This is a genomic window from Haloferax sp. SDI50, from assembly GCF_059802635.1.
The window spans coordinates 17110-38131 of the sequence record NZ_JBPULL010000004.1; the positions used below are offsets into that span (position 1 = coordinate 17110).

A 21022-nucleotide genomic window follows, 5' to 3' on the forward strand; every position below is an offset into this window, starting at 1 on the left:
ACCGGGGGAAACGCGGACCGAATCGATGACTGACCACAACTCAGACCGAGAGGCGTTCCAACCTGTCGGGGAAGGCGCTCTGGTGCCGGACCCAGCGCTGGATCAGCCAGCAGACGGCCAGCCAACCCGCCAGCGTGAAGCCTCGCATTCGGGCGGATATCCGGACGGAACAACCGACACAGACCGAGCCTGTGTCTCCTGTGGCGCATCGATCCCGGCGTCGCAACGAAAATGCCGGTTCTGTCTCGAACACGAACTCGACGCCGCCTCAGCGTCGGATGCTGCGAGTTCCGAGCAATCACTCCGTGGTGTGATCCACTTCCTCGTCGAATCGGGGACGTTCTACGGCGCCGTGGCAAAGGGAGCAGCAGCAGCGACGCTTCTCTCGTCAGGTCACGACCAGCCCATCGACGACTGTACGCTCATCTACGATCTCGACGACGAGCCCGCACCCCAGCTAACCGAGCGCTGGCCTACGCTGTCCGCTGCTGCCGATGTGACCTCAGCGACCGGTGAGGCGTTGCTAACAGCGACCCGTGAGCGGACAGCGTGGGACGAGACGAGCGATCGTTCCCAGACGGAGATTCCACGCGTCTATGATGAGCGTGGCCAGGGAATCCGTGCTGAGTCGTCACTCGAGCACACGCTCGACGACAGCGATCAGCTGTGGATCGTCCCAGCAATCGCTGTTGAAACAGTTCCTCGTGAAACGGAATCCACCAGTGCCGGAGCCGAAATTCCGACCGTGACAGGCCTCGAGTGCCAGCACTGTACGAGAGAAACAGAACATCGGTTCAGGACACGGGAGTCGCTCCCTGACGAGACCTGGACGGGCCAACCAATCTGGGAGTGCCAGGTGTGTAGCACAGGTCGCTACGGGCCTGCTCCCGAATAGGGGAGGAGGAATCTCGCCGGTTAACCAACAGTCTCCGATATAGATGGCTTCTGTTGGTTAACACGGTGAGTACCCTCGAGTCCGACATCAGTCACGGCGGGCGTTCATTCAGCAGGGTTCGCAGCGGCTTGCCACCACAAATCGGGGCGGGAACAGGGGTAGTGAGTAACGAACCGTAACATCGTCGAGTCCGGAAACGTCACGCCGACCACGGCACGGACGCATCACCAGAGGCTCGATGAACTCGCTGTCTAGACGGGCCAGGTAGGGAGCGAGGGCGCTCCATTCTTCCAGTGAATCGCATCTAACGCCGCCGGCAACTGCTGTAGTCGGTCATCGAGAACGGCGAGTGGATGCGCATCGAGAAACGTCGCCTCGTGCCGATCAACCGGCGTGTCTTCGAGATTGAGTTGGATATGACAGGGCCCAAGGTCCGGATGGTCGGCGTCTTGGTGGAAGCCGAGCATCAGATTGCGGTCCGGTTCGACCCAGTTTATGCGGTAGTATTCGTGGTCGACGCCGGCGGGGTACCAGAAACGAATCTCCAGTCGTGCTGTCGCCGCGTCGTAAGAGTCACTCAGGAACGTCGTCGGATCGACATCCGCGATGACGTACCGGGGTCGGCGTCGGGACGGGCGATAGCGGACTTCTTCACACCCTGGCTGGTTCGTCAATCGGTCGTGAACGTCGCGGAGGAGGGTCCGCTGTGTATAGCGGTCGCGACCGGCAAGAAAGATCATTCTGTGAGAGAGGAGGATTAGCTCGTGGCGCGGTCAGCCACGTCGGTCATCTGCTCGCGGGCGGCTTCAACGTCAGAGTAGAGTTCCAGTGCGTGCTTGATGAGGCGGCGATCCTCCTCGTTCTCGCGCCAGAACGCGATGACGTCGCGGCGCTCACGGAGCTCCGCACTTGCGAGGTCGCCGTCAGCCAGCGACTGTTCGAGGTCCTCCCACGTCTCGACGTCGTAGGTCGCCTGCCACTCCTCGATCTCTTCGGTGATCGCGGCCAATTCACTCCGCAGCTCCTCGCGGGTGTTTTCCTCGATGAGCGTGCGGATCTCCTCGAAGAGCAGGCGCGTGTAGTCCGGCTGGTAGCGCGTGGTCTCGCCGGCCTCGACGCGACGTAGCTGGCCCTGGTCGACGAGATCCTGAAGTTCCTCGTTAGTCGTGCTCCAGGCGGCGTCGGCCTGCTCGCTGATCCAATTAACTGAGCGGGGTTCGCGAAGTGACTCGGCGACCGCCCGAATGCGGTCGCGGGCGCTCATCGACTCAGTCCACGATTGGACCCCATCTCGCGAGGATTCGGTCATGGTTGGCACCTCTTGGGACAGTGTTCGCGCCCCGCTCTCATATATGTTTGTACTGTCTCGCATAATCAAGAGTGGAATGCGAGCGAAGGCGTCCGGACGTTGAAATGCGATACCGACAGAAGTTGTGAATCAACCGATGTACGACCGACATTCTGACTTTGTAGAACTACGGCCGACCGGCGAGGCATCCCACATCCCGGACACGATGCTGGACGACGGGTGTGAGAGTGACATCCTGGCGGCAACGCGTCGCGACGAGCACTTGTGGCGACTCTGATGCGCCGACGACAGTTTCGTAAGGAGTCTTTCTGCGCCGGCGAGTGGTGAGGCGCTTCCGATGAATCAGCAAGTCGAACAAGGCTATCGGATGCATCGTGTGCTCAGCAATCTCAGCCGGCTCGACGTCGACCAGTTGGACGACGCGGATCGAGAGCGAGTCGAGACTGCAAGAGACCTCCTGGAAGAAGTGAGCCTACTCACGCGACCAGAGGACGGGAGCGGACCAGACGCCCCAACAGATGACTGATCGTCATCGCCGTCGACGCCAGGGGCACTTCCAGTGTCGGTTTATCGCCCCCCCAAGAGGGGTGCGGGACTTCCCCGTGAGTCCAGACATGGCGACACTACAAGCTGCGACGACGTCAACCGGCGCGATCGTATCGGATCCACAGGCAGTCCGCGAGCTCTGTGAGAGCTACTGCTTCGGGACGCTCGACTGGGAGGTCACCGACAAGGGCGAACTCACCATCTGGGGGTACGATGACTTCGAAGTGTACGAGGCGCGGGAGAACGGCCTGCCGGACTACGAGGGCGGCATCGTGACCCACGAATTCTTGCAAGAACTCGCCGACCACCTCGAAGCCAACGAAGAGTTCGATATCCAGACAGCGGGGTTCACGAAGTGTCGCTTCCCAGTGCTGGCGAAGCGGTACGTCGTTCGCGACGGCGAAGTCCTCCACGCTGACCTCAGTTCTCCCGAACCGATCGACGAGTAGCGTTGTTCATCCCCCGGGAGGGGTGCGGGGCGATCCAGTCGTGGGGCGCCCTGCGAGGTGATTGTTCAGATGGGTCACCGCGCACTTGTTGCGTACGAACGGACAGACGGACAGTACACGCTCCACTACTCTCATTGGGGTGCTGCGAACCTGAAGCTCAAGCACCGAATCTCGGCTGAGTCGCCGTTCGGTGGCGACGACACCGACTCCAAGTGGGCGAAACAGCTGCTGGCGGAACTGGCCGATGGCCTCGAGGCAGATGCCGTCGACGGCTACCTCACCGGCGAAGACCGCCCATCGACGGTCGTCGAGCCGAAGCCCCACGCCACCGACCTCACCCTCGAGGAGATCATCGCTGACCATCTCGACTACCTCCATCACGAGGCGTTCTACGTGGTGTCACCGAACTTCGAGGTGACCGCCTACCGGACGCTGTGGTTCGGCCTGCAGTACGATTCGGAGACAGTCGACCACGGTGAGACGGTCGGGAACGGGGCGCTCGCGACCGTTCGGTGGCACGACGGCGAGCCGGTCGGCGACGGCCATCTGAAGGGGCAGTTCCGGGCGCTGAAGGACGTCGTCGGCGATATGGTCGACAAGGGTGTGTTCACCCAGTCGACGGCTCGCCAGTACCTCAAGCAAAAACTCGGCGAGTGGGTCGGGAAGCGGCAGGAGTTGCGCATACCGAGCGGTCAAACACCGTCACCGGACGCGACACTTAGCCGCTCGTAGGCCGATCTGCGTCGACGCAGATGGTGGTTTTTCTGGGGCAGAAAGGACTGAGCCCAACCATAGGCTCGTGATTGGATGCCCGAGAAACCAGACAACGACCCATTCCACGATTGCGAGTTCGGTCCCGACGCAGTCCTCGGGACGCGCACCTTCCACGATGTCCTGTTCACCGACGACACCGAGACACCGGTGAACGTGCTCACCGGCGAGACGCCCGCACATTCGCAGGCGACCGTCGAAGAAGCGAAGGCGTTCGCTGCGAGTATCGACACGGACACACCACAAATCGCGCTCCCGGCCTCTGTCGAGACGCAGGTCGAAACCCAGAGCAAACCCTACACCTCGGCTGCGTTCTTCCACTTCAAGGCGACCGGGTCGCTCGAACTGCACCGTGCCTACCACGCCGCCTACGACTCCGACGCGTTCAGCGTCGATTTCGAGGCCGACTACGAGTCGGGCAATCTGACGATCACTGTCGAGCGGACACGCGACTCCTGAACCCGGTCTCTCGAAGCGAGTTTTTCGAGCGCCGGCGATGGGTGCCGGCGCACCGAGCAGACAAAGCTGAGCAGTGCCCGGTGAGTCGGCGCTCCGAGGTGAACAAAGATGCATATGGTCATCTACGCGTTGGTCGAGGCACCGACACAGCACGACGCCCTGGTCGAAGGGAAAGCAGTCTTCGACCGTCTCGTCGGGGCGAACCCCCACGGCTGCGCCGTGTTTGACTACTACTGCACCTTCGACGAAGAGGATACGACGGTCGCCGGGAAGGCTCGCTGGGGAGACCTACCGACGGCAGCACCCATCAATTCAGAGGAGGGCGGTGAACTGCTTGACCGAGCCTGGAACGCCACAAAGGAAGAGTTCCAGCGGAATCTCGACCGCGTGAAAGAGGCGCTCGACGAGCTCAGCGACGAGGAGATTATGCGTGATGAAGATCTCGCCCGACACGCGTTCCATCAGGTCGGCGCCTACGAGGGACCATCAGTCCCGATGTACGACCAGCACGCGATGGGGATTCGCCATCGCGATCAGCTCGATCGTGTCCTCGAGGAAGAGGAAGACAGCCAGACACTCTGGATTGTCCCCGCAGACGTCCACTTCTGATTGACAATGCCCAGAATCACAAACTGGTCCCGGGAGAGTCGTACACCAACACTCGCGTATCGAAACACCGAGACTGGAGCGCGAGCTGTTCTACACCGGGGTCCGGATTCATACCGGTACAAGTGGCGCGGGGCGATCCTCGTCGACGGCTACCCGATCTGGTCGCGAGGCTTCGAGACGAAGGAGGCGACAACGTTCCGGGATGCGCTTCGGGAGCGGCCAGCGCCCGAACTGAACTGTCCGGAGTGTCCAAACGACGACGTCCTCGTCGGTGAGAAGACAGCTGATGGAGCGAAGGTACAGCGCTGGTACGACTGTCCGGACTGTGGGTACGAAGCCCCCTCGCGCATCGTCTACGGCCCTGAACGCTGAGAACGTACACACGCAGGGTGTTTTTCGGCCGGGGCGGAGAGAGTGACCCGGTCGAACCGGGTCGGTCCAACAATGAGTCTCGAAGTACTCGACCGACACAGCGAGGCACTGTTCGAGTTCCTCTGGTGCCCCGTCTGCGGGCAGGAAGTGTTCACCCACATTCCCTTCGAGGGAGTGTTCTGCAAGAACTGTAACACCCAGGTCGTCCTCCGAGAGTCCCGAGAAAACCGTGGCTACGAGGAGGCTGTGCTCGCGTGCTTCGACACCGACTCGACGTGGAACCTTCACGTCGACGAGAAGCTCCGTCGCGGCCTGCCTGACGGCTCGGCACGGGCAAAAATCCTCGGTGCACCGGGTGCCTATGAGATCGACTGGTGGAGTCCAGCACCTGGGGAGGATTGGGAGCCGGTCGAGCGTGGTGAATTCGACGACGTGGAGGAACCAGACGAGGTGTCACATCTCGCGTAGCGGATTGCAATCCCGCTACGACTGTGTGGTGTTGTTTCAGCGCCGGCGATGGGTGCCGGCGCACACGCGCCGGCGAGTACCGATGTCGACACGGAGCCAACTCCGATTCGTCCAACGAGTCGAACAGACCGGTGAGACAGATGGCAGCGCCGACCGCGTCGCGCAGGTGTACCGGCATTCGGACGGCTACCCGGGGAGCGTCCTCCGGGATCTCGCACAGCTGAAAGAGCTGCTCGATGCGACCCGTGCCGAGCGCGGACCGGGCTACACGGCGGCGACGTTCATGTTCCTCGACAAGCTCTCGACAGTCGACCTCTATCTGGATGGCGACCCAGAGCGAACGATCGACGCGGCTCAACCAGCGGATCTCCTTGAGCCGTCCAATATGGAGCACCTGGACCAGCCGCTGTTCCTGCTGGGCCACGGCGTCGAGAATCCGGCCGACGGCATCCACGGCGACGAGGAGTACCTCTACGTCGTCGAACTCCCGACGGAGAACCCGTTCGACGAGCCGACCGAGTGGACAGTCAAAGTGAGCGGTCACTCCGCGTTCCCCCGCTGGGAGGGCCCGACCGACGAGGCCTTCGAGCAGGCGAGCTGGCAGTTCCACGGGTCGCTCGAGGACGCGCTCGCAGAACTGGTCCGGGACGAAGCAGTCGTCAAGTAAAATCCCAAATCGTATTTATATAGTTAGGGTTTAGAAAGACCCAGATGATTTCGAAGGCCGGACTCGCGGTGCTTGACGCGCTGAGTACCGGCCGAGATGCAACACCGGAGAAACTCGCGGCCGAAACCGGATATTCACGAGACCATCTGTACGATGTACTTGACGAATTGCTCGTAGCGGGATTGCTCACAGAAACCCGTGCCCCCAGCAATAAGCGTCGTGTCCGCATCGCGGAACATCCAGTTACCGAAGCGTATCGAACGCTGCTGTCGGAGTTCAGCCACGTGGACTGGACGGAACTGCTCTCCCCAGCCACACTCCGCGTGTGTTGGTATCTCGATAGACCACGACACATCGCTGATATCGCAGATCGACTCGGAATCACCCGACAAGGTGTCCATAGCGCGTTATCGCCGCTCAAGCACCGAGCGTTACTCTCCCAATCCGATTCCAAGTACGCCCTCCGGGACGAGGTCTCGCCGCTGTTGGCGTTCGCTCAGGCCGCCGTAGAACACGAACATCGAGCACGAGTCCGGGAAATCGCCCCCAGTGCCACGATCGCGTGGTGCGATCCGAAACGAGCACTCGTTCGCCTGCAGACCGACGAGGATACGGACGCACTCCAAGCAGCTCCGGACTGGGAGATGACCGGACTGGGCCGGTTTGCAGCGTATGGTCTACAGTTTTTCCTCGCCGGCGAGCCTCCGTTCTGGTATGCTCCGGACGAGGAGCTAACGCCTGCTGAAGTCGTATGCCATACGCTCCTTCTGGATAGCGGATCCCGGCGCGTCAGCTATTCGATGCTACTGATCGAGGCGGAGGACATCGATCAGGAGACACTCGTCGGGACCGCACGGTGGTACGACCTGGAACCCACTGTGAAAGCGTTGTATCGGCCACTTCGGGGCGACTTCGACAGGACAGATGAACTGCCCGTCATCCTCCCAAAGAAGGACGAATATATGGCACTCAAAGAGCAGTACGGAGTCTCGTAACCCTAACCCCGCAGCCTGGCGGTAAATTGCGACTGGTTAGATGATGCCGCCGATCGCGAGTAGTCCGATGACGAGCAAAAGCGTCGCAACCACGCTCCCGCCAGCCAGCAGCTTGTTCTCCATCGCCTTCTCGTGGAGGGGCATCTCGGCGTACTCCTTGCGGAACGCGTCGAGGTTCTCCTCGTCGTAGAAGTACTTCGTCTTCAACGCGAACCGTTCGGTCACCGCACAGCCGGTACAGACCGGCTCCCCTTCGAGCCGTTCGGTCTTGATGTGGGTGTCGCAGGCGATCGCCCCGCAGTTCGGACAGTAGGTGTACGTCTCGTCGACGCCGCTCGTCTCGCAGTGGACGCAGCGATGAATCCCGTCCTCCAGAATGACCCGTGAGGGGCCAGCAGCATAGTATTCGTACGGATACGAGTACTCCAGTATCTCTGTCGTCTGCCGAACCTCAGGTAGATACACCGGCTCAATCGATTGCACTGAGATGTCCGAGAGATTCGGCTCACAGGTCTTGTTGTACGTGACGTTATTGTCGCCGGTGTAGGTCACCGTCGTCGTGTGGTAATCCTGGAGGCGGTCAACAGCCCACTCCTTGTACTCCGTTTGGGTCTGGCCGAACCGTCGTTCGTCGACGTCGTCGAATACCTCGGTAAACTGCCCGGTATCGAGGGAGACCGTCGCGTGGAAGTTCTCGGTGACCAGCGTCGCGACTTCGTCGTCGGCCACCTTCGGATGGCCGCGCTCAGCGTGGACAACGAACTGTGTGCGGTCGTTGATCCGGTGGATGACACCGACTGAGGTCTCGAAGACAGCGTTCGTGTCGGCGGTGATCGCAACCACTGGTCGGAACGTCACTTGCGAGTGCGGCACCGGCAGATCCACGGCCTCGATGTTCTCAATGTCGCGGAACGCCTCCTGGACAGGTGCGTCGACATCCGCCGCCGGATCGTACGGTCGGAGCGTCTCGTCACAGAGGATCTCGATGCGCCCGTTGTAGAGATCGAGACCGATTTCGTCGGCGATCTCCCGAAGGTCCTCGCCGTCGATCAGCTCGATGGGATAGGGATCGTCGTTCCGCTGGAGCCGGTCAGCGTACTCCTCGGCAGGGTTCGTAAATCGACCAGTGGTGGCGACCATCCCTCGCTTCGGGCCGTCGAAGTCGAACGTCGCGATGGCCGAGTGCAGCTTCTGGACGACCGGCCGGCCGACCGTCCCGGTGTGCTTGCACTCGACGATGATCGCCCGTCGCGTGCCGTCAACGACCTCCTCCATGATGACGTCGCGCCCCTCGTCGGCCGTCCGCTCGGCCTGGCGGACGTTTTCGTAGCCGAGGTTCCGGAAGACGTCCTCCATCAAGTCCTCGAACTCGAATCCCGAGAGGTCGTCCAGTACAGCCATCCGAATGTAATTGGACAGTATCTTGCTATAACTAAATACGTTGCCGACGGTGGCGACGAAGTCCCGACGACGTGAGCGCTGGTGTTGTTGTTCGTCCCGCAAGGGGTGCGGGACGACACAATCGTCCCGGGTTACCGATGAGTTCTGAGAGCAACAGCGAGATCGCCCCCGACAACTGGTGGTTGCAACGCCGAACAGATGACGACCATTTCGTGTTCGCCTACGAGTTCTCGAAATCCGTCCTTTGCCACGTCCAGCAATCCTCGGACTGGCTGGTCCGGGTCGATCGAGCCGATGGGACGATCCTCTTCAGCCAGCACGACCTCCGGTCCCGAGAGGCAGCATTCGCGCTCGCCGAGAGCGTCATGGAGCTCTGTACGCTGCTCCATCAGGAGGTCGTCACGGAGCGGAGCCAAGCGCGAAAGCCGATGTACGTCGGGTCCCGACCAACCGGAACCGCGAGTGCGAGCAATCAGGGAGCCGGACGCGGTCCAGATACCGCCCGTCGGCCGTCGGATTCCTTCCCCCGCCAGCGCCCGAAACGACCACGAGGTATGGGCCACTGGGAGGGTGAGTTCCGATGACCGCCGGCCGAGCGTACCGCGGTGAACGCTGTATGGGTGGACAGCTGGTGTACACTCCCGATGGCGACGTACTGGACAAGCACCTCCACGTCTTGCGCCGTGCCCCTGGCGGATTCGACTGGGGACTGGAGGCCGACGAGGCCCGCATCGATCAACTCGCGATCGCGCTGCTGGCCGATTCAGCGACGAAGAACATCGCGCTCGACCACTACAAGGAGTTCGCGCAGTACCTGCGTGAAGAGCTCGAGGGTGACGAGTGGCGGCTCCCGACCAGCGACATTTCGGCCGATACCTGGTCGCGAGACATCGACGTCGCTGATGAGACGCCCTCACCGGAAGACGTCGACATCACGGCAGTCGATTTCGACGAGATGACCTTCGCGGTCGAGCGAGCGCTCTGCGAGCAGCACGACATTAGCATCCACCAGAGCGTCGACGACCGCCGCGAGGAACTGGAAGACGCCCGCCAGGCAGTCCAATCAGAAACTACCGACTCGGAGGAGTCACAGACCGACACCGGCGGGTTCGAGTTCCCCGCAGCTAGCCAGTAGGGACGGTGAGGGCGTTTCCGGCTCTGTTTGTAGAACCCCCGAGAGGGGTGCGGGGGTCACCACTCCCGCGACGTACCGATGAACGGGAACGCACGACGTCCCACGTCAAGCAGAGTCCAGACAGAAGCGCTCGCTAACCGTCGCGACGACTCCGTCGAATACGTCGGCTTTCGCATCGACGGCCAGGCCGTCGTTCTGAATCTCTCCGAACACCAGCGTCTCAATCCGGATCGAAGTCTCGATTTGGTCAACCACAGCCCGACAGGCTTCGAGTGGGGATACGCTGGAAGCGGGCCCGCACAGCTCGCCTGTGGGCTCCTCCTCGACTACTACAACGACGCCCAGGTCGCCCGCGAACACTACATCGCGTTCCGGAATCGCGTGATCAGCGAGCTCGAGTGTGATGGTCCGGCGGCGTGCTGGCACCTCACCGGCGAAGAGATCGACGCGGCGATGGCGACGATCACCGACGACGTCGTCGCCCTTCCCGACGGCGGGGGGCCGTCACCGTCACTCCCCGAGAACTGGCGAACGGTCACTCGCCCCGACCGGCGAGTCTTCCAGCGGGCTGATCGCGACCACTACATCGTGCTCGGGGAGGGAACCGACGGCTGGCTGGCCGTCCTCTGCAGTCAGGGAGACCGCGCCTACCCGGCACCCCTAGCGAGCCGGACGGTTTCGGACGATGCCGATGTCGAGCAGGCTATCCGTGCTCTCGTCAACGAGAGCAACGACCTCATCGAGCCACTGGAGGGGGAGTGCTGATGGAGACGCTTCGATTGTCGCGAGCCACCCACCAGCTGCTCGAACGCGGGGTCGAGGCGCTCGAGAAAATCGGTCGCGAACTGGAACGGTACAACGACCGGCAAGAGCAGACTGACGGCACCGACTCGTGACGCAGACACGTTCTCCCGGCCAGCGGCGGAGTACCGGGTTCCAGTACACGCGCACTCCCGAGGGGTGCTCGTGTCCCATTCATCGCGACGGCCAACCGGTCACGGCGCCGCTCGGCCTGCGGTTCGCAGAGCGCGTCCATATCGAATCGATCCCACGACACGTCGCCGGCGCGATCTACGAAGCCCATCATTCCTATATGGACAGTGTCCCGCGGACGAACCTCGTTCATCACGGGCTCTGTTACCAGGACCAGTTACTGGGTGCGATTACGTGGCGCTATCCACTGATTCGCTCGCTGGACTACGACGGCATGCGATACGAGGGTGACGAGATCGTCGAGGCAGCACGGATCTGCATCGGCGTCGACTTCCCGAATCTCGCCTCTGCCGCACTCACCCGGTCGATGGAACGGTTCGTGCGTCGGCACGGTCGGCGGCGAGGCGTTCGCCTTCTGCTGACGTTCGTGCGAGCTGACTTCGACGGCTCGATGATCAAAGCGCTCAGAGACAAGGGCTGGTACTGCGCCGGGAAAACGGAACCCGGACAGGCAGGTAACCGGCCCGACAAGCAAATCCGAGAGCGGCCGAAGTGGCGGTTCCTCTGTGAAGTTCCTGATGAGTCTGAGCGGGAACAGTCCTCACTCGGACGGTGGGCTCCGTGACTACGAATGCTCGTCTCGATGAGTTTGCAGCAGAGGAAGACTCGGACAACCAGCCGGAGCGCGATCCATCTGTAGTCGAGCGACTGTTGGACCCGATATCACCGGCCCAGGGGCTGCGACTCATCCCCGGCCAAGGTGACCCGGTGTACCTCCAAAACAGGGGAACTGAACGCTACCTGTTCCGGGATGCCCACGAGCGGTGGTTCATCCTCCAGCCCTCGGCCAAGGAGTCGGTCGACGACTTCGTCCGCTGGGTGTATCTCCCCGACGGCAAACCCGCCGAGATTGCCCGGACAGCGATCCGTCAACGGACGGTTCGCGGCTACCGGTACGTTCAGCGAAGCGGAGCTCCCGAGCCGGTTGGGACGACGGTGACAGCGATGTACGTCAGTGAGCCCTGGCCCGACGATGTCTACGAGTGTGGATCCTGCGGAGCCGAGTTCGAGTCGCCCCATGCTCACGCCCTTCACTGCTGGGAGGACCATCCCTGGGTTCCGAACCCGGAGCAGGTTCGGCTACGCCGCTCCAGCACCGAGTAACGACAGTGCGACAGTTTCCCGACGGTGGTTCGATTAACCAACAGACAGCCGCTTCCTAGGTTAGTGTTGGTTAACGTGGTGTTGTTGTTGCGCCCGGCAGAGGGGCGCAGGGCGCGAGACGATGCAGGCAGCCGTCGATGAGCGTTCCTGCGTCGAGGTGACTACGATGAAAGACCCAGAGTCGAGAACCATCTTCGCTGGCGTCGATGGACGTACCGACACCGAACTACCCGAGTGGTATCGTCAGCGTCACGGCGGCAAAGACACCGTGAGCTTCGCTGAGGCGATCCGCGACCTCCCGCAGGCCGTCGAGACGACCGTGGCGTACCAGAATCCGTACACCGACGAGTGGGTCGAGACGGAGCGGTTCAACGCGCTCGTCGAGCCGAGTCGCGCTCGAGAGCAGGCCCGTGAGGAGGACGCCGAAACGGATTCTTTGTTCCATATTCCGACCGACTCGTACTCGATCATCAACCCGGTCGACGTCTACGGCCCTCTGGAGGAGGTCCTTCGGGAGGAGACTATCGACCGAACGCCGCTGGGTGACGTGATGTTCGGCGAGATTCGTCGCTACCGGGGCGGCGGCGAGGTCCATATGGACATCATGTTCGACGGCCTCGAGGTGCGCCTCCCCGGCCGGTCGGACCCGATCACGATGGGCGTCACGTCGGGCTACGACTTCTTCGGCGAGCACGCCGTCTACGTGGAGGGATTCGCCCAGGACGGGTACTGTTCGAATACAATGCGCTCGCTCACCGACAAGGAGGTCATCAAGCACGTCGGCGACGTGCGGAATTTCCGAACCTGGTGGGAAGAGATTCTCGCACAGGTCGAACTCGTGGCTGACGACCTCTTCGAGTTCATCCGTGACGCCCAGGACATCGAACTCGACTTCTCCGATCTCCCGTTCACCGTCACGGAGTTCTACACCCTGCTGGGCTTCCCGGACTACCTGGCCGAGCGCGCTGCGAGCGATGCCGAGGCCAACGCGGCCTCACCCGTCGAGATCGATATGTGGACGCTGCATTCCGGCGCGACGTACGCGCTCACTCACTTCTTCCAGGGCAAGGAAGGCGCGTCGCTGGACGGCTACGTTCGAACGGCCAACGACATCCTGTTCAACCCCGAGGGTACCATCGAGCAGGTCGAGCGAGCCTACGAGGAGGAGCTGGAGGCGGACGGCGACGACGGGTCGCAGGCGTCGCTCGCCGGCGAGCGGGCGCTCGCGAGCATCGAGCGCGTCAGCGACGATCTACAGGAGAAGGTCGACCAGTTCGAGGAGCGTGAGGACGCGCTTCGTGAGCGGTTCCAGGACGCGATGGCCTGACGCCGCGACGGTGACGTAGTCGTCTGTTCTGTCTTTCTCGCCCTTCAGGGGTGGAGGGCGATAGAGATGGAGAAATCCGCGGACAGCAGCGGCAATAACGATGAATTCCCACCCGAGAAGCGCCTCGAAGCACCGAACCACCGACTGATCAAGGCCGGGATCGCGACGATCCCCGATATGGAGACACTCCGTGAGTGTGTTGCCTACGAGAACGCCCACCAGAATCGGACGCAGATTCTGCGTCGGCTCCAGTGGAAGGCCGAAGAGTTGCGTGAGGATGAGACGTAGCGATTGGTCTTAACCAACAACCGGAGTCAGCTACCACCTCGTGTTGGTTAACGTTGAGAGTGTCCCGTTTTTTCAGCCTCCTGAATGGGTGCGGGACGACCAGCAGCCGCCTCGCGAGTTCAGTCATGTCCCTCGATTTGAGTCCAGACTCCAGCACGGCTAGCGACATCGCTGCCGCCAGACAAGCGGACCATGTGGCGTTCCTCCATCGAGTTCCATTCGTCGCTGATGCGTTGGCCCTCGGATTTCTTCCCGGGTTTCGAGAAGACTGTGGGTATCAGGCAGACCAGTACCTGAACCTCGAGATTCCTGTGGGGATGCTCGATAACGACTTCCGCAATCCCGACCTGGAACGATTCGTCGATCGCTTCTTCGAGCACGAGCCACAGGTCGGTGTCATCGGCGACATCGACGAAATCGACGACGTCGACGCCCACGTCGCTGCCGCTCGCGAGATCCAAGCGAGCTACCCCGAGGCCGAGCTCATCGTCGTTCCGAAGTCGCGGGCGGTGATCGACGTGATTCCCGAGACCCTCGTCCTCGGATATTCACGGGGATACGCCGACCGCCTGGCCCACGAGTTCTCCGACCCGGCCGATTGGAGAGGGCGACGCGTCCACATCCTCGGCGGGAGTCCGCCCAAGCAGCTCAACGCCATTCGACAGCTGACCAGACCGACACTCACGGACGAGCCACCAGCCGACATCGTCGGCGTCGACTGGAACGGGCTGCATCGCGGCGCACAATTCGGTGAGTTCTGGACGGCCGACGGCTGGGACGACAGCGGTCGCGACGCCGACCACGTCACCGTGCGAAAGACGGTGCGCCACAGCCTCGCTCGCGTCCGTGAGTTTTGGAGGTCCCACGGAATCTGGCCCGAAACGACACCGCAAAACGAGGGGCTCAACGTCGAGTACGAGGGTCCGAGTCCTGCCGATCTCGAGGACGCTGCCTGTACCGAGTGCGGGACGAACGTCTGGCGAACTCGCCGCGGTCCGTACGTGGCCGAATACGATACCGGCGCTATCTGTGGATACTGCAGCTACGAGTGCTACTTCAGCCACCGTCATCGGAACAACCTGGAGGAGATCGCCGGCGAGCAGAGCGTCTACCTGCCACCACCGTGAATTCACGTTTTGACGCTGATAGATGCGGTCGGAGAGTAGCCTCCAATGTGGTTAGGGATGTCCAATCAGCTCGTCTAACCTGTCGACGAAATCCACGCCGACATCCTCTTCGATGAACACCTCGTCTCGGATGTCCGCATAGACATCTTGTAACTGCTCCGCATACTGTGGGATCGCTCGTCTACCCCTGAGCCGCTCTTCAAGATTTGCGAGCAACAGCTCACTGTATTCCCACGGCAACGACCCCTCCCCATGGTTTCGGAGTTCGACCCCGGTCAGGAGGATTCTCTCCGTAATGTCTCGTTTGAACCGATCCGGGATTTCGCTGGTGGTCAGTATCTCCTCGTTGCACGATACCAAGATGATTCCGGTCATCTTGGGGATGCTGGCAGAATCACGCCCAGTGTATGAGCTCCGAATAGTGAGGTACTTTTCAAATTCGTCCGTATCACCCGTTTCGTCCTCGGTACTGGCGGTTTCACTAGAAACTGAACTCTTGTCTTTATCTGTCGAGGTCCGGGCGGCGGACGTCGTTGCCTCTTCAGGTGCGTGCAGTGGCACATCACAAGCTTCGGTATCGCTGGTTCGTGAGACCACCTCTGCCTGCATCATCCGCATCCAGTCACACATATTCCCGACCATCTCGTTCAGGAGCCGAGAGTAGTCGTTTGGCACTGAAGCATCTGGGTCACTGTACTCCGTTATTTCGTAGTTCCGGCAGATCTCTCGTGTGAACGTCTCATAGTAAGAGAGCCACACATGCCACGAAACCTTCTGATGGAACGCCTCTTTCACCAGCACGTCGAAAAACTGGATGCCGATGAACACCGGATCTCGAAAAATATTGTCGTCTGAGATTCTCGTATCAGTTAGCCGTTGATCATTGTACTCGTCGAATTCCTGCCTGCGCTGGTCTACAATTATATCCCGGACGGCATCACCGACCGGCTTGTATATATCTAAGTCCTCAACTCGATCCATATCCGAAAACAAGGCGTGAATGAGCCGATTATCTTCCTCGATCTTGTATCGATACATTCCGTCTGTGCTGGTGTTATTCTGCAGATCCCGATATAGGAGACTGTTCTCGGTCTTTACCAACGTGCGAAGATATCGATGAACAGCTTTCCGTCTTTGAAAGCCCTCCAGAGAATCATCACGAATCAATTTCACTCCAAGATCGGGGTCGATCACCGGATACTGCGCACTGAATTCTGGATCAAGGAACAGGGTTTCAGTGTAGGACGACGCCTCCGGAGCAGTATCCATCAACCAATAATTAACCAGCTGAACATAGTATTGAGCCCGGTACCACCGGATTACCCTCTCTCTCAGTGAATCAGGCTCATCTTCCACCTCCTCTCTCAGTTCTCGCGCGTAAACCTCTGCTAAACTGGGCTGCCTCTGTGGTTCCTCCGGGTGGTGAACAAGAGGCCGATAATGGTTCTGAAGGAGATTGACTAGTGTGCTATAATCGCCCTGATTATTCAGATCACGAAGAATAGACACTATTTTCTCTTCGTTCTTCACCCTGACAGAGGACTTCAGAAAGACCCCCAAGAACAATCCGACAATCCCTAGCACGGCAACTAATTGGAGAGATTCAACCAGCAGCGGGGTGACCTCCACAGAACCAACCCCATAGCTAACCGGTACGCTGGCCGCCTCAAGACTCTCCAAATAGATTGAGAGCCAATACGATCCGATAATCACCAGGAAGGCGATCAAGATATACGCGAATCTGGGCTTCGTCCATAGATTGTATCGAACACGGAGTTGGCGGTGTCGAGGAAGTATAGAATAGACGGCAACGATAGAGGCGAGAAACGTGAAAACCAATAATTCAGCCATAAATTCTCTGTCTTAGTCTGGTCCCATAACACTTGCCGAGAAAGAGTGTGCCACCCCAGACAGGCAGGCGCGAGGGACGGGATTCCTCAGGGCGTCAGATTACATGTGCCATATCCAATACAGCTTTGAAAACCAATTACTAGTATAGAAATCCGCGTGCTGGTTTTTCGCGCCCCCGGAGAGGGCGAGGGCTCCATCAAGAGTCCTCAGAGGTGACTGCCTGTGAGTCAACAACAGAGTCCCGACAACGTCTCGATCGACGACATCCCAGTCGATATCGCAAACACGCAATCAGAGGAGATCAATCCCGCCGATGTCCCCGACGAAATCGAGTCTATCACCCGTGGGCTCGCCGGTGAGCAGCCGCCGACGAATCCCATAGTGGTTCTCAAAGCGGCTCGCTGGTGGTATCTACACGGCAAGGGCGGCACGGATCCCGCCTTCCAGTGGGCCATCGAGTGGGCGCGTCATCTTACGACGGACACGCCCAGCGATGTCGAACGGTTCGACGAGTTCCTCGAGTACCTCGTCTCGGTTGGCTTTGCGGACGAACGCCACGATCTCCGGTGACCGACAGAGCGGTTTTTTGAACGCCCCTGAGGGGTGCGGCGCGGTTTGAACAGACGCAGTCGCCGTGAACTCGATTCGGTGATCACGATGTCTACGACCAGTGACTCGTCGGTCTCCTTCGACCAGACCGACACGCGATCAGACGAGATGAACAGTACCATCGAACAGTGGATCGACGAGCTCGTCGCCGGCGTCGACGACGCGCAAGCCAGCGCGGAGTTCCAGGAGTGGCTGGACGTCCAGAGTCGTTTCCACGACTACTCCTACCGGAACACGCTCCTCATCAAGCGGCAGTGTCCCGAGGCGAGCCGGGTGGCGGGCTACCGGACGTGGCAGGAGGAGTTCGACCGCCACGTCAAGGAGGGTGAGTCGGCCATCTGGATCTGGGCGCCGATCATCACCAAGCAGTGCCCGGAGTGCGAGAATTCGCCGAGCTATCACGAGGATAGCGACTGTGACTACGATGAGACGTCGCCCGAGGAGTGGTCCGAGGGCCTGGTCGGGTTCAAGCCCGCGCCGGTGTTCGACATCTCCCAGACCGAGGGCGAGCCGCTTCCCGACCTGGACACAGAAGCAACCGGGGACGCCGGCGACCTCGTCGAGCAGTTGACTGCCGCCGCTGACGACCTCGGCGTGACGGTGCGGATCGTTCCAGCCGAGGAGTGGACCCACGGCGAGGCGAAGGGCATCTGCGAGCAGCTGAGCCTCGTCGACGTTCAGCCGCTCGTCGAGGTGCGTGATCGGGCGAACGAGGCCGACCTCGCGCGGACGCTAATCCACGAGTACGCCCACGCTCTGCTCCACTTCGACGTCGACGACGACACCGAACGGGCGAAACGCGAAGTCGAGGCCGAAGCCGTCGCGTACGTCGTCGGGCGCTACTGCGGGCTCGACACCAGTGGGTCAGCGTTCTACCTCGCAGCCTGGGAGTCGGACGACCCCGAGGTCGTTCGCGAGCGGCTTGGACGGATTAGTCGAACGGCAGAAGAGCTCATCGACGTTCTCGAGAGCGAATCCTCGTCCCAACCCGGTTAACCAACAGAGTGATGGATTCCTTCCGTTCTGTTGGTTAAGTTTTTCAGCGCCCGCCGAGGGGCGGAGGCGCGTTCTGACCTCCGTCGAATGATGACTGAACCCTATCTCACGACGGTCCTCAAGGAAGCCGAGCACGTTGCCGAGCAGCACGACCAGGTCGCTCGAACGACAGACAACCAAGCCCACGAATACCTCCGCTACGCCGTCCTCCGGGTGCTCGAAGGCGAGGCGGACCACCTCCCAGCAGACTGGACGCCGATCGACGGCGTGACCGTCGGCTACGGGAGCGACGACGCGATGTACGACAGCTGGGGCTCCAGCGAAGACTGGTGGGAGACCGTCCCGCCGCAGGAGGCGTGTACCCGCTTCCGGGTGTTCTTCCCGGACGACCACCAGACGGTTCCCCGCGACATCGTCGACGTGATGGCCGCGCTCGGGGCCTGGCGCGTCTGGACCGGGAGCGCAGCGGCGTGCGGCTCCTACGATCATCGAGAGCGCCGCGAAGTGCACTACCTGTGGCCGGAAGGCCATCCGGTGGAGGAAGTGCTCCACGAGCGGCTCAGTGGCCCTGCGGAAGCCGTCGCTCCCGACGGCGGCCGAACGGGCGACGTTCGCGACCGACTGGTCGTCGACGAGAACGCAGAGTCACAGGACGATCTCGAGCCCCGCACGAAGCGTGCCGTCGCCGAAGCGATGGACGTCTCACTCCTCTCGAAGGGTGGCCGCTACGAGGTACAGTCCGCGTCCGGGAACCGGTACGAAGTCGACGTCATCGACGAATCGTGTACCTGTCCCGACTGGCAGCAACGTTCACCCGAAGGCGGCTGCAAGCACCTGCGCCGCGTCGATCACGAGATCAAACGGGGCCGCGTTCCCCGACCAGACGGCCGCCTTCCCTCCCCGTAGTCGTGACCAGACTACTCCACGGGACGGACTGTGTCGCCATCCCGACGGACCCGGCCGAATGTTGAGAGATACGCGATCCGGTCGTGAACCTCGTCAGTATCCAGCTCCAGTTTGGCGGCCAGTTCGTCGACGGTCATCGGCTCGTCGAGTGCTTGGAGGACTTCGAGCCCCCGGTAGTACCTGTTCGTGAGCTCCTGGACGCGGTCCTCGATCGGTGTGGTCACTCCGTACCGCTCCTCGAGTTCGACCAGGGCCTCGTTCGCGAACGTGGCAAACTGATCGTCCCCCAGGCGTTCGATCTGGGCTTCGAGTTCAGCCCTGACGACGTCGTAATCGAGGCCGGCCTGCACGAGCATATTCATGTCCTCGATGTCGTCGTCGCGGCCGGCGATCGCCTTGAACAGGAAGATATCCTCGTTGCTGACTAGCCGGACCGTCAGTCGATCCGTGTCGAGGAACGGCTCGCTGCGCTCTTGCATCCCGTCGGTGAGCACGAGCTTGTTCGCGACCTGCTGGTTGAAGATGTCGAGGCGACACCCATCGTCGTTCTCAACGCAGCTCGTTGCCCCCAGCGCCCGATAATCTGGATCCAGCGATTGAACCTCCGCATACCCGAGGTCCATCAGGACGGCCCACAGCTGGCCGTACGCGTCGCCATCCGGGACGACCAGGTCGATATCTTTCGTCGCCCCCTTGAGGTCGCGCAGCGACATCGCGCCACCACCGATCAGGTAGACCGTGAGCGGGGCTGAGAGGCCATCCGCGATTCGCTGGAATTCGTTCTCGATGTACTCGCGGCCGAATGTTGGTCTCATTGTGGTAGTGGCACCTCGTAGTCAGCCGCCAGCTCCTGGAACTCGTCCCACTCCGGGAGCCGGTCGTCGTCGACCTCGCCGTGCGTCTCCAGGTAGCGCAGCAAGGCGTCGATTTCGTCTTCGAGGCCATACTTCGCCGCCTGCTCTCGGAGATCCGCCTCGTCGACGTCGACGTGGCTGAGTAGAAGGAGACAGTACGAGCGGTGGCGGCTGCCGTCGTCGATTAACAGTGTGTGACAGCAGACCTCCGCCGGCGAGACTGCGTCGAGATCCTCGGAGTAGACGTAGTAGCGATGGCCGGTGAGCAGGAACTGGAGGTCGAAGGCGGCGAATCGAGCGAGGCCGGTTTCGTGGAACGCCTCCGCATCGATCTCCGTCTCAGCCTGGGCGAGGAATTCGTCGTAGTCCTCCCAGAGAATCGTGCCCTTCGGGGCAACGGCTTCGAGGCGATGGCGATGCAGATGGTGTGCGAGTTCACGGGCGAACTCGTGGAGGCGGTCGAAGTCGGCGTTGAACTCGTAGCGGCCGTCGTCCGTCCCGACGAGCCCACGGTCGCGAAACCGCTTGAGGACCCGGTTGACCGTGTTGCGGTAATTGTCGCTTCGGTCGGCGATCTCGGAGACAGTTCGCGGCTGGTCGAGGTAGTACAGCACCTCGAGTGCCTTGCCGGTCAGTAGCTCGGGGAAGTCAATGTGGGAGTGCTGACGAACGAGGTCCTGATAGAGTTCGACGGCGCGAGCATCCGACGGGATGACTCGTTTTCGCCGGCCGTCGCGTTCTGTGTAGACGAGTCCCTTCTCGACGAGGTCGGCGACGGCACGAGAGAGGTAGCTCTCGCTGTGGTCGAGTTTCGTCGCGAGTTCGGAGATCGTGTCGCCGTGGTCGACCGTGGCGAGGACCTCGAGTTCGATGCGCCGGAGCACGGTGTAA

General features: G+C 61.2%; 27 protein-coding genes and 1 pseudogene. 22 read left to right on the top strand and 6 right to left on the bottom strand.

Going from position 1 to position 21022, the window contains the following annotated elements; genetic code table 11:
* Nucleotides 1-25: 25 nt before the first annotated feature.
* Complete coding sequence (locus ACSR87_RS18720) at nucleotides 26-895, top strand: biosurfactant protein 1 (RefSeq protein WP_498531713.1); 870 nt, start codon at nucleotides 26-28, stop codon at nucleotides 893-895.
* Nucleotides 896-1146: 251 nt separating this feature from the next.
* Here ACSR87_RS18720 and ACSR87_RS18725 read toward each other — a convergent pair whose 3' ends face one another.
* Both ACSR87_RS18725 and ACSR87_RS18730 read right to left on the bottom strand, forming a co-directional pair.
* Nucleotides 1147-1635, bottom strand: coding sequence for a hypothetical protein (locus ACSR87_RS18725; protein ID WP_498531714.1), 489 nt, complete (start codon nucleotides 1633-1635; stop codon nucleotides 1147-1149).
* Nucleotides 1636-1652: 17 nt separating this feature from the next.
* Nucleotides 1653-2204: a DUF7342 family protein gene (locus tag ACSR87_RS18730; protein WP_371191730.1), complete on the bottom strand. Its 552-nt coding sequence runs from the start codon at nucleotides 2202-2204 to the stop codon at nucleotides 1653-1655.
* Between the two features lie 136 nt (nucleotides 2205-2340).
* Between ACSR87_RS18730 and ACSR87_RS18735 the strand changes: the two are divergent.
* The 10 genes and pseudogenes from ACSR87_RS18735 to ACSR87_RS18780 form a co-directional block, all read left to right on the top strand.
* Nucleotides 2341-2491: pseudogene (locus ACSR87_RS18735) on the top strand (biosurfactant protein 1); the annotation flags it as partial.
* A gap of 50 nt (nucleotides 2492-2541) precedes the next feature.
* A complete protein-coding gene (locus ACSR87_RS18740; protein WP_430639634.1) occupies nucleotides 2542-2730 on the top strand; it encodes a DUF8012 family protein in 189 nt (62 codons plus the stop codon).
* Between the two features lie 88 nt (nucleotides 2731-2818).
* Nucleotides 2819-3199, top strand: a complete 381-nt coding sequence (locus ACSR87_RS18745; protein WP_498531715.1) for a hypothetical protein — start codon at nucleotides 2819-2821, stop codon at nucleotides 3197-3199.
* Between the two features lie 69 nt (nucleotides 3200-3268).
* On the top strand, nucleotides 3269-3931 hold the full coding sequence (locus tag ACSR87_RS18750; protein WP_498531716.1) for a DUF6735 family protein: 663 nt from the start codon (nucleotides 3269-3271) through the stop codon (nucleotides 3929-3931).
* A 75-nt stretch (nucleotides 3932-4006) separates the two neighbouring features.
* Nucleotides 4007-4429 carry a DUF8025 family protein gene (locus tag ACSR87_RS18755; protein WP_498531717.1) on the top strand — a complete coding sequence of 141 codons (423 nt, stop codon included), beginning with the start codon at nucleotides 4007-4009 and terminating at the stop codon, nucleotides 4427-4429.
* A gap of 108 nt (nucleotides 4430-4537) precedes the next feature.
* On the top strand, nucleotides 4538-5038 hold the full coding sequence (locus ACSR87_RS18760) for a DUF7995 family protein (protein ID WP_267663331.1): 501 nt from the start codon (nucleotides 4538-4540) through the stop codon (nucleotides 5036-5038).
* A 6-nt stretch (nucleotides 5039-5044) separates the two neighbouring features.
* Nucleotides 5045-5410, top strand: a complete 366-nt coding sequence (locus ACSR87_RS18765; RefSeq protein ID WP_498531718.1) for a DUF7568 family protein — start codon at nucleotides 5045-5047, stop codon at nucleotides 5408-5410.
* Between the two features lie 72 nt (nucleotides 5411-5482).
* A complete protein-coding gene (locus ACSR87_RS18770) occupies nucleotides 5483-5878 on the top strand; it encodes a DUF7567 family protein (RefSeq protein ID WP_498531719.1) in 396 nt (131 codons plus the stop codon).
* A gap of 82 nt (nucleotides 5879-5960) precedes the next feature.
* A complete protein-coding gene (locus ACSR87_RS18775; protein ID WP_498531720.1) occupies nucleotides 5961-6545 on the top strand; it encodes a hypothetical protein in 585 nt (194 codons plus the stop codon).
* A 44-nt stretch (nucleotides 6546-6589) separates the two neighbouring features.
* Complete coding sequence (locus ACSR87_RS18780; RefSeq protein WP_498531721.1) at nucleotides 6590-7540, top strand: MarR family transcriptional regulator; 951 nt, start codon at nucleotides 6590-6592, stop codon at nucleotides 7538-7540.
* A gap of 36 nt (nucleotides 7541-7576) precedes the next feature.
* Here the strand turns inward: ACSR87_RS18780 and ACSR87_RS18785 are convergent, their stop codons facing one another.
* Nucleotides 7577-8941: a restriction endonuclease gene (locus ACSR87_RS18785; RefSeq protein WP_498531722.1), complete on the bottom strand. Its 1365-nt coding sequence runs from the start codon at nucleotides 8939-8941 to the stop codon at nucleotides 7577-7579.
* 616 nt (nucleotides 8942-9557) lie between these two features.
* On the opposite strand from ACSR87_RS18785, the gene ACSR87_RS18790 reads away from it, so the two are divergent.
* The 8 genes from ACSR87_RS18790 to ACSR87_RS18825 all read left to right on the top strand — a co-directional run bounded on the left by ACSR87_RS18790 (nucleotide 9558) and on the right by ACSR87_RS18825 (nucleotide 14915).
* Nucleotides 9558-10076, top strand: coding sequence for a DUF6166 domain-containing protein (locus ACSR87_RS18790; RefSeq protein WP_498531723.1), 519 nt, complete (start codon nucleotides 9558-9560; stop codon nucleotides 10074-10076).
* A gap of 78 nt (nucleotides 10077-10154) precedes the next feature.
* The gene (locus ACSR87_RS18795; RefSeq protein WP_498531724.1) at nucleotides 10155-10841 is read left to right on the top strand and encodes a DUF6166 domain-containing protein; all 687 of its coding nucleotides are present in this window, start codon (nucleotides 10155-10157) and stop codon (nucleotides 10839-10841) included.
* Nucleotides 10841-10972, top strand: a complete 132-nt coding sequence (locus ACSR87_RS18800; RefSeq protein ID WP_011222462.1) for a hypothetical protein — start codon at nucleotides 10841-10843, stop codon at nucleotides 10970-10972. Before ACSR87_RS18795 ends, ACSR87_RS18800 begins: the two co-directional genes overlap by 1 nt.
* Nucleotides 10969-11634 carry a hypothetical protein gene (locus tag ACSR87_RS18805; RefSeq protein ID WP_498531725.1) on the top strand — a complete coding sequence of 222 codons (666 nt, stop codon included), beginning with the start codon at nucleotides 10969-10971 and terminating at the stop codon, nucleotides 11632-11634. The genes ACSR87_RS18800 and ACSR87_RS18805 overlap by 4 nt, the downstream gene beginning before the upstream one ends.
* Nucleotides 11631-12173: a hypothetical protein gene (locus tag ACSR87_RS18810; RefSeq protein WP_200820959.1), complete on the top strand. Its 543-nt coding sequence runs from the start codon at nucleotides 11631-11633 to the stop codon at nucleotides 12171-12173. The genes ACSR87_RS18805 and ACSR87_RS18810 overlap by 4 nt, the downstream gene beginning before the upstream one ends.
* Nucleotides 12174-12339: 166 nt before the next feature.
* Complete coding sequence (locus ACSR87_RS18815) at nucleotides 12340-13500, top strand: hypothetical protein (RefSeq protein WP_498531726.1); 1161 nt, start codon at nucleotides 12340-12342, stop codon at nucleotides 13498-13500.
* 66 nt (nucleotides 13501-13566) lie between these two features.
* A complete protein-coding gene (locus tag ACSR87_RS18820; protein ID WP_049967113.1) occupies nucleotides 13567-13788 on the top strand; it encodes a DUF8129 domain-containing protein in 222 nt (73 codons plus the stop codon).
* Between the two features lie 125 nt (nucleotides 13789-13913).
* Complete coding sequence (locus ACSR87_RS18825) at nucleotides 13914-14915, top strand: DUF6610 family protein (RefSeq protein WP_498531727.1); 1002 nt, start codon at nucleotides 13914-13916, stop codon at nucleotides 14913-14915.
* 51 nt (nucleotides 14916-14966) lie between these two features.
* Here ACSR87_RS18825 and ACSR87_RS18830 read toward each other — a convergent pair whose 3' ends face one another.
* On the bottom strand, nucleotides 14967-16766 hold the full coding sequence (locus tag ACSR87_RS18830; protein WP_498531728.1) for a hypothetical protein: 1800 nt from the start codon (nucleotides 16764-16766) through the stop codon (nucleotides 14967-14969).
* Between the two features lie 222 nt (nucleotides 16767-16988).
* Here ACSR87_RS18830 and ACSR87_RS18835 point away from each other — a divergent pair, with 222 nt between their 5' ends.
* The 3 genes from ACSR87_RS18835 to ACSR87_RS18845 all read left to right on the top strand — a co-directional run bounded on the left by ACSR87_RS18835 (nucleotide 16989) and on the right by ACSR87_RS18845 (nucleotide 19277).
* Nucleotides 16989-17336, top strand: a complete 348-nt coding sequence (locus ACSR87_RS18835) for a DUF8013 domain-containing protein (RefSeq protein ID WP_498531729.1) — start codon at nucleotides 16989-16991, stop codon at nucleotides 17334-17336.
* Between the two features lie 87 nt (nucleotides 17337-17423).
* Nucleotides 17424-18371 carry an ArdC-like ssDNA-binding domain-containing protein gene (locus ACSR87_RS18840; protein WP_498531730.1) on the top strand — a complete coding sequence of 316 codons (948 nt, stop codon included), beginning with the start codon at nucleotides 17424-17426 and terminating at the stop codon, nucleotides 18369-18371.
* A 90-nt stretch (nucleotides 18372-18461) separates the two neighbouring features.
* Nucleotides 18462-19277, top strand: coding sequence for a hypothetical protein (locus tag ACSR87_RS18845; protein ID WP_498531731.1), 816 nt, complete (start codon nucleotides 18462-18464; stop codon nucleotides 19275-19277).
* A gap of 11 nt (nucleotides 19278-19288) precedes the next feature.
* On the opposite strand, the gene ACSR87_RS18850 is transcribed toward ACSR87_RS18845, so the two are convergent.
* Nucleotides 19289-20092: a DUF6036 family nucleotidyltransferase gene (locus ACSR87_RS18850; protein WP_498531732.1), complete on the bottom strand. Its 804-nt coding sequence runs from the start codon at nucleotides 20090-20092 to the stop codon at nucleotides 19289-19291.
* Nucleotides 20089-21015, bottom strand: coding sequence for a MarR family transcriptional regulator (locus ACSR87_RS18855; RefSeq protein ID WP_498531733.1), 927 nt, complete (start codon nucleotides 21013-21015; stop codon nucleotides 20089-20091). The genes ACSR87_RS18850 and ACSR87_RS18855 overlap by 4 nt, the downstream gene beginning before the upstream one ends.
* Nucleotides 21016-21022 lie beyond the last annotated feature (7 nt).